Source organism: Dechloromonas sp. HYN0024 (assembly GCF_003441615.1).
Lineage (GTDB): Bacteria > Pseudomonadota > Gammaproteobacteria > Burkholderiales > Rhodocyclaceae > Azonexus.
Genome location: NZ_CP031842.1, coordinates 1163911 through 1174531 on the forward strand (window position 1 = coordinate 1163911; position 10621 = coordinate 1174531).

Sequence of the window (10621 nt, forward strand, 5' to 3'; positions counted from 1 at the left end):
TTCGGACCAGCCACCTCCGGCCAGTGCCAAGGGTCCCTGCCATGCCTGTCGATTTTGCCTTTACCTCTGGACGCCAGCTCTTGGCATAATCTGGCCAATGCTAGCTTACATCGTCCGCCGCCTGCTCTATGCGCTCCCCATCCTGATCGGGGTGAATCTCCTTACTTTTGCCCTTTTCTTTGTCGTTAACACCCCTGATGACATGGCCCGCATGCAGTTGGGGGTGAAGCGCGTAACGCCAGAGGCTATCGAGAAATGGAAGGCCGAGCGTGGTTACGACAAGCCGCTGCTGGTCAATGGTGAGGGGGCTGGATTGTCAGTCGTGACCAATACCATTTTCTTTGAAAAATCGGCGCGCATGTTTGTCGGCGATTTTGGCCGGGCTGAGGATGGCCGGGACATCGCCCGCGAAATTGGTAGCCGGATGCTGCCTTCCCTAGCCATTGCCTTGCCCACCTTCATCCTTGGTCTGTTTGTGACGATCACGCTGGCGCTGACCCTGGCTTTCTTCCGCGCCACTGCCTTTGATTTCTGGGGCGTTGTGCTGTGCGTCGCGGCGATGTCCATTTCAGGACTGTTCTACATCATCGGTGGGCAATACATGATCAGCAAGCTGTGGCGGCTGGTGCCCATTTCCGGTTTTGGGGCCGGGCTGGAAGCGTGGCGTTTCCTGATTTTGCCGGTGGTGATCGGCGTCGTCTCGGGCATCGGCTCGTCGACGCGTTGGTACCGGACGATCTTTCTTGAAGAGGTGGGCAAGGATTACGTGCGGACGGCCCGCGCCAAGGGCTTGCCGGAGACGCTGGTCTTCTTCCGCCACATCCTGCGCAATGCGCTTATTCCCATCCTGACCGGCGTCGTCGTGGTCATTCCGCTGCTCTTCATGGGTTCGCTGCTGACCGAATCCTTCTTCGGCATCCCCGGCCTCGGCAGCTACACCATCGATGCGATCAACGCCCAGGATTTCTCGGTGGTACGTTCCATGGTCTTCATCGGCTCGGTGCTTTATATCGTCGGACTGATCCTGACCGATATTTCCTACACTCTGGTCGACCCGCGGATACGTTTCGAATGATGGGCTTTCAGATTGTTGTTCTCTGGTCGGATGGGTTGATCTGGTTGCTCGTCGCTGCCGCCATCGGGGTTGCCATGCTGATTGCGAAGAGCCCGCCCTTGCTGGCTGCCTGGCGACGAGTCGGGGCGAGCCGGGTGGGCATGGCCTCGGCGACGGTGTTGCTGGCCTTCATTCTCATCGGCCTGCTCGATTCGCTGCATTACCGGGCGCAACTGGAGAGCAAGCCGGGCAAGAAGGCGGTCTATGCGGTCGAAGTGCTGTCGGTGCTTGATGCGCTGGCGGCGCCACTCCGTTCGCGCAATGAAAAAACCTATTCAGCCCCTTTCGCCACCCGGCTCTACGCCAAGGAGACCATCGATGTGCCGGGGCAGGGGTCGGTGCGCGACTATCCGCGCCTCAAGCACGGTGGCCAGCATCTCGGTGAGCGGGAGGGTGAGGTCGCCGAGGATGTTGGTTTCACGGCTTTCCGGGCATGTCTGCTGGCGTTTGTCGGCTGGCTGGGGGTGTTTGGCCTGGTGGTGGCAGGCACCCGGCGCCAGGGTCAGGTAACCCTGGCGGGGCAGACGGGCTTTGCCTGGGATGCTGTCCTGCTCACGCTGCTCGTCATCGTGCTGGTCAGTGTGCCCCTATTCTGGCTTTCCGGCCGTTACCATGTCTTCGGCACTGACAAGGTTGGCCAAGACGTGCTTTATCAGATTCTCAAGAGCGTTCGAACCGGGCTGATCATCGGTCTTGTCACGACCCTCGTCATGTTGCCCATGGCGGTGCTGCTCGGCATTGTTGCCGGCTATTTTCGCGGCTGGGTCGATGACCTGATCCAGTACATTTATACCGTCCTCAACTCGATTCCAGGTGTCCTGCTGATTGCCGCCGCCGTGCTCATGATGCAGGTGGTCATCGATACCCATCCCGAGTGGTTCTCGACGGCGGCCGAACGGGCCGATCTGCGGCTGCTGGCACTCTGTTTCATTCTCGGCATCACCAGCTGGACGGGGTTGTGTCGGTTGCTGCGCGGCGAGACGCTGAAGTTGCGCGAACTCGAATACATTCAGGCGGCGCAGGCTTTCGGCGTGTCGAACTGGCGCATCATCATCCGCCACATCCTGCCCAACCTCATGCATATCGTCATCATCGCCCTGGTCATGGACTTTTCCGGGCTGGTGCTGGCCGAGGCCGTGCTCTCCTACGTCGGTATTGGCGTCGATCCGACCATGACCAGCTTTGGCACGATGATCAACAGCGCCCGTCTCGAGCTGGGTCGAGATCCCGTTGTCTGGTGGTCACTGGCTGCGGCTTTTTCGGCCATGTTCATTCTCGTCCTGGCCGCCAATCTGTTTGCCGATGCCGTGCGCGATGCATTCGACCCGAGGGCTGCATAAATGTTGAAGGTGGACAATCTCCGTTTGGGTTTCGCCGCCGGTAAAGCTACGCTGGCTGCTGTGGACGGTATTTCCTTCGCGATTTCCGCTGGTCAGACCTTTGCCCTGCTCGGTGAATCGGGCTGTGGCAAATCGGCCACGGCGCAGGGCATCATGCGACTGTTGCCTGCCGCCGGGCGGATCCTCGCCGGAGAGGTCAGACTGGAAGGCACGGAACTGCTGGGTCTTTCCGAAGCCGACATGCGTGTCTGGCGCGGCGGCCGCATGGCAATGATTTTCCAGGAGCCGGCGACCAGCCTCAACCCGGTACTGACCGTCGGTCGGCAGATCAGCGAGGTGCTCGAACGTCACCTCGGCCTGCGCGGCGAAGCGGCGAACGGGCGCATGGTTGACCTCCTGCGTCAGGTCGGCATCGCCGATCCCGAGCGCCGCCTGACGGAATACCCTTTCCAGCTTTCGGGGGGCATGAAGCAGCGCGTCATGATAGCCATCGCCCTGGCCGGCGAGCCGGAACTCCTGATCGCCGACGAGCCGACCACCGCGCTGGATGTCACCGTGCAGGCGCAGATACTCGATTTGCTGGCCAAGTTGCAGGCTGACCGGGGCATGGGCATGTTGCTCATCACTCACGATCTTGGCGTGGTTGCCCGCATGGCGCACCGCATTGGCGTCATGTATGCCGGTGAACTGGTCGAAGTGGCCAGCCGCGAGGCGTTTTTCTCATGCCCGAAACACCCCTATACGCAGGCCCTGTTCGCGGCGCTGCCGGAAGTTTCCCGGCGGGGCCTCAAGCTGACCACCATCCCCGGCCAGGTGCCATCCTTGGCAGCGATGCCTTCTGGCTGCCGCTTTGCCGACCGCTGTGCGCAGGTTATGTCCGTTTGTCGTGAGGTTTCGCCGCCCTGGCGCGAGGTTGCCGACGGCCACACCGTGCGCTGCCACTGGCAGGGAGAGGCAGTCGCCGATGATGCTGGCCGCCATGCGGTGACCGAGCTTGATATTGAACCGGGAAGGCCATTTCTCCAGGTCAGTGATCTCAAGGTGCATTTCCCCATCCGCAAGGGTTTCCTGCAACGAACGGTGGGCCATGTGCGGGCGGTCGACGGGGTTTCCCTGGCCATTTCGGCCGGGCGCACGCTGGCCCTGGTTGGCGAATCCGGTTGTGGCAAGACGACGGTTGGCAAGGCTTTGCTCCAGTTGATCCGGCCGACCGCTGGTAGCGTTGCGCTGGGCGGCAGCCAATTGGTCGGCCTGAAGGGACGACGGTTGCGCGATGCGCGCCGACATATGCAGATGATTTTTCAGGACCCGTTTGCCTCGCTCAATCCGCGTCTGCGCGTTGGCGAAATTATCGCCGAAGGGATGGGGGCGCTCGGGGTCGCGACCGAGCCAGGGGCGACCACTCAAGCTGTTGTGGCTTTGCTGCAGCAGGTCGGATTGTCGGGGGAGGCGGTTGGCCGCTATCCGCACGAGTTTTCGGGTGGTCAGCGCCAACGTATCGCCATCGCCCGTGCGCTGGCCGTTCAGCCGGAGCTGCTCATCTGCGACGAGCCCACCTCGGCGCTCGATGTTTCTGTCCAGGCGCAAATCCTCAATTTGCTGAAGAAGCTGCAGGCCGAACTCGGCGTCGCCTACCTGTTCATTACCCATAACTTCGCCGTGGTCGAATATCTGGCTCACGACGTTGCCGTCATGTATCTCGGTCGTATTGTCGAGCAGGGGAGGGCGGAGGAAGTCTTGCGCACGCCACGGCATCCCTATACGCAAGCCCTGCTCTCGGCGGTGCCCGTGCCCCGCCTGGCCGGGCCGACGACCATCATTCGGCTAGCCGGCGAAACGCCGTCGCCGGCCAATCCGCCTGGTGGCTGCCATTTCCATCCGCGTTGTCCGCAGGCGATGGTAGTTTGCCGCCAGCACTACCCGACGGTGAGAGGTATCTCAGGAACGCATCGTGTCAGCTGTCATTTGATCGGCTGAATTGTTGCTTGTATCAGCGGCGCTTGCCGTGAGCCGGCTTGGTTGCACTGGCAGCTTTGACATGCGGATTCAACCGGTGGATGCAACGGTTTGGTAAAAACGTTGTGCCGGTGTTTCGTAGTTTAGTGTTTTCCGAGGGCGCTCATTCAGTTTCCGGGCAATGGCACTCAGCTTCGCTTGCGAATAGGGGGACAGGTCAATTCCCTTTGGGAAAAACTGGCGCAACAGTCCATTTGTATTCTCATTCGTTCCACGTTGCCAAGGGTGATGGGGGTCGCAGAAATAGACTTGGATATCCGTCGCCAGCGTGAATCGCTTGTGGCCAGCCATTTCCTTGCCCCGGTCCCAGGTCAGCGATTTGTAGAGCTCTTGCGGCAACTTACGAGCGTTTTTGATCAGGGCGTTGGTGACGGTCCCGGTATCTTTGCCGGAGAGCTTGACCAGCATCAGGTAGCGCGATTGACGTTCGACGAGCGTCGCAATCTGACTGTTCTTGCTGCCGCACAGCAGATCACCTTCCCAGTGCCCCGGCACCGCCCGATCATCAGCCGTGGCCGGCCGTTCGCTGATTGACACAGCATCGACGATTCGGCCGTGATCGCCAGTCTTTTGTGTGTGATGGCGAGAGCGGCGCATGGCTCGCGTCCGCCGCAAATACGCCAGCAACTCCTTCTTCAGAGCGCCTCGGGTTTGAATATAGAGGGTGCGATAGATAGTCTCGTGTGACACCTGATGACTCGCATTGTCTGGGTTGGTCCGCTTGAGCCAGCCAGCAATCTGTTCTGGTGACCACAGCGAATGCAGCTTGTTCGCCACTATATGCGCCAGCTCAGGGTTCTCAGCCAGTTTGCAAGGCTTGGGGCGAAGTGCCCGAGCCCAGGTTGCCTGGTCGGCTTGAGTCGCTCGGTAACACTCCCGGCCACCATTGCGGTTGACTTCACGACTGACGGTGGACGGCGCTCTCCTCAATTGAGTAGCGAGCGCACGGATGGAACAGCCCGCAACTAAACCTCGCGAAATATCTTCCCGGTCGGAAAGTGTCAATGCCCGTTTGGAGCGACATCGCAGTGCCGGAGTTATCCCGCCAGTCTCGGCCAGGATTCCCTGAACCGATGAGTGATTTCGATCAAAGAGCTGGGCGATTTGTTGTAGTGAGTCGCCCTTGCGCCAGCGTTCCCACATCAGCGCCTTCTGGCTATCCGTGTAATAGATCCGGGTTCTCTGTTTCATTGGCAACACTCCTTCTGCTTACGCAGATTCTAGTGTGTTGCATCCACCGGTTGAATCCGCACAGCTTTACTGCCACCCACCTTGGTCTTTGCCGCCCTGGTGCCGCCATGGCCAGGCTTTCCCGCCGCCTTTGCTCCCGCCTTGGTCGCGCGCGGTTCGCCGCTGCCGCATTTCTTTGCTGTCTTGCCCTTGCCGGCCTTGCCGCAACGGGCTGAGCGTTCCGGCTCGATGATGTGCTGCGGGGTCGAAGTATTGAGCAGATTGTTCAGGCTCGCCGTATTGCCACTGCCCGGGACCAGCAAGGTTGAGCCGGCACCCAGCCGGACTCTTTCGGACAGGCCATTGGCGCGGGCCAGTTCGCCCGCCGTGGTATCAAAGCTGGCGGCAATCCGGTCGAGTCGCTGGGGGGCGGTCAGCGTGTAGGCTTGCCACTGGGAGAGCGGTGCCTGCGTGTTTTGCAGGTTGTTGCGGAAGGCGTCAAGCTTGTCCGTCGGAATCACGACCGGGGTTGATGCCTTGATGACCGGGCGGTTGTGCGACGGGTTGAGGCGCTGGAACTCTTCCAGACTCATGTTGGCCAGGCGGGCGGCTGTCTTGACGTCCATCGGGCGGCGCGTTTCGAGGGTCGCGAAATACGGTTCGTTGGGAATCATCGGCAGATCAAGGCGGGCGATCAGCGCCGGGTTGCCGAGGATGTTTTTCAATGCCTGCAACTTGGGGACGTAATGCCGGGTTTCGTTCGGCATGGTCAGGTTGGGATAGTCTGTTGGCAGGCCGCGCGATTCGTTCTTGCCAACGGCGCGTTTGACGGCACCTTCCCCCCAGTTGTACGAGGCCAGGGCGAGGTGCCAGTCGCCATGCATGTCGTAGATGGCCTGCAGGTAATCGAGAGCAGCGCCGGTCGACGAAACGATATCGCGCCGTTCATCGCGCCACCAGTTCTGTTCGAGATTGAAGCGCTTGCCGGTGGCCGGGATGAACTGCCACAGACCGGCAGCATGGGCCGGCGAATAGGCGTTCGGGTTGAACGAACTCTCAACCATGGGCAGCAGGGCGATTTCCGTCGGCATGCCACGGGCCTCGAGTTCGTCGACAATGTAGTGAAGATATGGGCGGCTGCGGGAGACCATGCGGCGCAGCGCATCGGGACGGTTCTGGTACCACTGCTGGTAATAGAGAACCAGGTCGTCATTCAGGTCGGTCATCGCGAATCCGTTGCGGATGCGCTCCCACAGGTTGGTCGAATGAACGGTCAGATCGATGGTGCCGGGCAGTTGTGGGGCCAGGCGTATTTCGTGGACGGTCAGTGCATCGTCGAAAGCTGGACCGGGTTCGGCCAGCGAGGGCATGCTCAGCGACGGATAGTTCGTTGCATCCAGCCCTTCGGCGAGCAGTGGTGCGGCAAGCGTCAACAGCACGGCGCCAAGCATTGCGGCAAATATCTGGCGGATTGGCGACAGGACGCTGCGCTGCTGCATGAATGGGGCTCCTGGCACTTTTGGGTCTACTAAGAAGGCGATTATACCCCGGTGGGGAAAGTCCACTTTTGGCTGGTGAACGAAAAAGACCAGCCGGGGCTGGTCTCTTGAATGTTGGCGGAGTGGACGGGACTCGAACCCGCGACCCCCGGCGTGACAGGCCGGTATTCTAACCAACTGAACTACCACTCCGCGCTAAAACCTTGGCGTCCCCACGGGGATTCGAACCCCGGTTACCGCCGTGAAAGGGCGGTGTCCTAGGCCTCTAGACGATGGGGACCCGGACTTTCAGTATTGCCTAGTTCGGCGCTTGGTGGAGGTACGCGGGATCGAACCGCGGACCTCTTGCATGCCATGCAAGCGCTCTCCCAGCTGAGCTATACCCCCACAATCGAGACACAGCCGAACTATCTGGCCCGAAGGCAATGCCTTCTGACCTAAAAAAACCGGAGTGCTCCGGTCTTCTTATATGTTGGCGGAGTGGACGGGACTCGAACCCGCGACCCCCGGCGTGACAGGCCGGTATTCTAACCAACTGAACTACCACTCCGCGCTAAAACCTTTACTGCCAAATTCTTGGCGTCCCCACGGGGATTCGAACCCCGGTTACCGCCGTGAAAGGGCGGTGTCCTAGGCCTCTAGACGATGGGGACCCGGACTGTTTTCTTTCGCACTTTTGGTGGAGGTACGCGGGATCGAACCGCGGACCTCTTGCATGCCATGCAAGCGCTCTCCCAGCTGAGCTATACCCCCGCCGCGAAAGAAGGCCGCATTATAGGGACCGTCCCGGTCCTTGTAAAGGGCCTTTCGCGATTATTTAGAGATACGGGGCCAGTGCCGCAGCCACCTTGTCACGGCCGATCAGGGTGATCACCGCATCGACCGCCGGTGTCTGCGCCTGGCCGGTCAGGATGACGCGCAGCGGCATGGCCAGCTTGGGCATCTTGAGGCCATGTTTGGTCACCATTTCCTTGATCAGAGCGCCGATGGCAGGCGCTTCCCAGGCTACCGTGGCGATCCCGGCGGCGAAATCGGCCAGGGCGGGGCGGGCTTCGTCGGCCAGGTGCTGGGCGAGCAGTTCCGGATTAGGCGTGACCTGCCCGTAGAACACTTCCAGTGCATCGGCCAGGATGTTCAGGGTGTTGCAGCGCTCAACATACAAGGCAGCGGCCTTTGCGAGGTCGGGGCCGTTGCCGGTCGCCACGCCGCGCGCCGTCAGTCGGGCCTCGACCTGGGCGGCCAGTTCGGCCGGCGGCAGTTGTTTCATGTAGTGCTGGTTCAGCCACAGCAGCTTTTCGGTATTGAACTGGGCGGCCGAGGCCGTGATGTGATCAAGGTCAAACCATTCAACGAACTGTTGGCGGGAAAACACCTCGTCGTCACCATGCGACCAGCCGAGGCGAGCCAGGTAATTGATCACCGCTTCGGGCAGGAATCCATCCTCGTCATATTGCATGACCGACACCGCGCCGTGGCGCTTGGACAGTTTGGCGCCATCATCGCCGAGGATCATCGAAAGGTGGGCATAGGTCGGAATCTCGGCACCCAATGCCTGCAGGATGTTGATCTGGCGCGGCGTATTGTTGACGTGGTCGTCGCCACGGATGACGTGGGTGATGCCCATGTCCCAGTCGTCCACACAGACGCAGAAGTTGTAGGTCGGGGTGCCATCGGCGCGGGCGATGATCACATCGTCGAGTTCGCCGTTGGCAAACTCGATGCGGCCCTTGACCTGGTCATCCCAGGCGACGACGCCATCCTTCGGGTTCTTGAAGCGGACAACCGGCGGGATATCGGCCGGCGCGGGCGGCAGCGTCTTGCCTGCCTCCGGGCGCCAGCGACCGTCGTAGCGCGGCTTTTCCTTCTTGGCTTCCTGCTCGGCGCGCAGCGCATCGAGTTCGTCGCGGCTGGTGTAGCAGTAGTAGGCCGTGCCGGCGGCCAGCATCTGACCGATCACCTCCTTGTAGCGATCCATGCGCTGCATCTGGTAGAACGGGCCTTCGTCGTGCGCCAGACCGAGCCATTGCATGCCGTCGAGAATGGCCTGGACGGCCTCAGGTGTCGAACGGGCAACATCGGTGTCTTCAATGCGCAGAATGAAGGTGCCACCGTGGCGGCGGGCATAGGCCCAGGAAAACAGTGCGGTGCGGGCGCCGCCAATATGTAGATAACCGGTGGGGCTGGGAGCAAAACGGGTACGGACAGGCTTCATGGGAGGCGTGATCTATGCGTAAACAAAGGGTCCTATTCTAGCCGACCCGCGTTTGACCGGCTTGGTGACTTGTGGTTAAATGCGCCCCTCTCAAGTGGGCGGTTAGCTCAGCGGTAGAGCACTGCCTTCACACGGCAGGGGTCACTGGTTCGATCCCAGTACCGCCCACCACTTCAGAGAAAACAGAAACCCGCTCAGCGCAAGGCTCGGCGGGTTTTTTGTTGCCCTCATGCCCGGCGCAGGTAGCCGAAGAGTCAGGCATCTACGCTAAAAGCTGGCTTTTGGGGTATCCGGATATTCGGTACCCATCGATTGGCAGGTCTGTTCGATGACTAAATCGTCGGTCCCCACTCAGCTAGGAGTTTGTAGATGCCTCTCTCAATGAGTCAAAGCCGACTGTATAGCGATGAGAGGGCGATCTTCATCCGAGTCCGTATCGGATACTGATTGCCTGACAGAACTGGACAATGTACGGGGTAGTCAGGCGCCAAGTTCAAAGTTTGCATGACGCCACTCGCAGTCGAAGAAGTCGAGAATTTTTAACCCGATGACGTCGGATCGATGTCATCGCAGGATGACTTTTTGGCATGTGCCCATTTCCTGTTGCCGACAGGATATACGCTGAATTTCAGAAAATTGGCATGACAGGATGGCAGTCTGGATAAATTTTCGGTTTTTTTCAAAAACTTGATTTATCGCATTAAAACAATGAATTAGCGTTTCACTTCGATGGTGGCATGGCTTGTGCAATGGATTTGTAGAACACACCGTTTGATCGGTTTGTTTTCGAGTCTTGCATTGTGCGGGGCATTAACTGCTATCTCACTTCGAAGGAGATTTTATGAAATCCAAGTTCGTCGTTGCTGCATCCATTCTTTCCATGGCCATTGCCGGTGCTGCTGTTGCTGCAGACCAAAAGGGCATGTCTGGCATGAGCGGCATGGAAGGTCAGAAGGGTATGTCTGGCATGTCCGGTATGTCGGGTATGGAAGGCCAGAAGGGCATGTCGGGTATGTCGGGCATGTCTGGCATGGAAGGCCAGAAGGGTATGTCCGGTATGTCCGGTATGAGCGGCATGGAAGGCAAGAAGCAGAAGGGCATGTCTGGCATGTCGGGTATGGAAGGCCAGAAGGGTATGTCTGGCATGTCCGGTATGAGCGGCATGGAAGGCAAGAAGCAGAAGGGCATGTCTGGCATGTCGGGTATGGAAGGCCAGAAGGGTATGTCTGGCATGTCCGGTATGAGTGGCATGGAAGGCAAGAAGTAATCC

7 protein-coding genes and 7 tRNA genes are annotated in these 10621 nt (G+C 59.8%); 5 read left to right on the forward strand and 9 right to left on the reverse strand.

Translation table 11 applies throughout. The features are described from left to right. The first annotated feature begins 97 nt into the window (after positions 1-97). Genes HYN24_RS05560 through HYN24_RS05570 form a run of 3 tightly spaced genes read left to right on the forward strand, consistent with a single transcriptional unit; the run spans position 98 to position 4431 of the window. Positions 98-1075 (forward strand): ABC transporter permease, encoded by a 978-nt coding sequence (locus tag HYN24_RS05560; protein WP_117608330.1) that lies wholly within the window; start codon positions 98-100, stop codon positions 1073-1075. Then, the gene (locus HYN24_RS05565; RefSeq protein WP_162888773.1) at positions 1075-2454 is read left to right on the forward strand and encodes an ABC transporter permease; all 1380 of its coding nucleotides are present in this window, start codon (positions 1075-1077) and stop codon (positions 2452-2454) included. Before HYN24_RS05560 ends, HYN24_RS05565 begins: the two co-directional genes overlap by 1 nt. Continuing rightward, the gene (locus HYN24_RS05570) at positions 2455-4431 is read left to right on the forward strand and encodes an ABC transporter ATP-binding protein (RefSeq protein ID WP_117608332.1); all 1977 of its coding nucleotides are present in this window, start codon (positions 2455-2457) and stop codon (positions 4429-4431) included. A 69-nt stretch (positions 4432-4500) separates the two neighbouring features. Here the strand turns inward: HYN24_RS05570 and HYN24_RS05575 are convergent, their stop codons facing one another. From HYN24_RS05575 to gltX, 9 genes are all read right to left on the reverse strand, one after another. Then, positions 4501-5661, reverse strand: coding sequence for an IS30 family transposase (locus HYN24_RS05575; RefSeq protein WP_117608264.1), 1161 nt, complete (start codon positions 5659-5661; stop codon positions 4501-4503). 29 nt (positions 5662-5690) lie between these two features. Further along, on the reverse strand, positions 5691-7139 hold the full coding sequence (locus HYN24_RS05580; RefSeq protein WP_117608333.1) for a transglycosylase SLT domain-containing protein: 1449 nt from the start codon (positions 7137-7139) through the stop codon (positions 5691-5693). A gap of 115 nt (positions 7140-7254) precedes the next feature. After that, a tRNA-Asp gene (locus HYN24_RS05585) sits at positions 7255-7331 on the reverse strand. A gap of 12 nt (positions 7332-7343) precedes the next feature. Beyond that, positions 7344-7419 (reverse strand) — tRNA-Glu (locus tag HYN24_RS05590). A 31-nt stretch (positions 7420-7450) separates the two neighbouring features. Continuing rightward, a tRNA-Ala gene (locus tag HYN24_RS05595) sits at positions 7451-7526 on the reverse strand. Between the two features lie 86 nt (positions 7527-7612). After that, positions 7613-7689 (reverse strand) — tRNA-Asp (locus tag HYN24_RS05600). 27 nt (positions 7690-7716) lie between these two features. Beyond that, positions 7717-7792 (reverse strand) — tRNA-Glu (locus HYN24_RS05605). A 24-nt stretch (positions 7793-7816) separates the two neighbouring features. Continuing rightward, positions 7817-7892 (reverse strand) — tRNA-Ala (locus HYN24_RS05610). 64 nt (positions 7893-7956) lie between these two features. Further along, positions 7957-9351 carry a glutamate--tRNA ligase gene (gene gltX, locus HYN24_RS05615; RefSeq protein WP_117608334.1) on the reverse strand — a complete coding sequence of 465 codons (1395 nt, stop codon included), beginning with the start codon at positions 9349-9351 and terminating at the stop codon, positions 7957-7959. Positions 9352-9447: 96 nt separating this feature from the next. Here gltX and HYN24_RS05620 point away from each other — a divergent pair. Together HYN24_RS05620 and HYN24_RS05625 are read left to right on the forward strand one after the other, a co-directional pair. Continuing rightward, positions 9448-9522: transfer RNA gene (locus tag HYN24_RS05620), tRNA-Val, on the forward strand. 670 nt (positions 9523-10192) lie between these two features. Beyond that, positions 10193-10618, forward strand: coding sequence for a hypothetical protein (locus HYN24_RS05625; protein WP_117608335.1), 426 nt, complete (start codon positions 10193-10195; stop codon positions 10616-10618). Positions 10619-10621 lie beyond the last annotated feature (3 nt).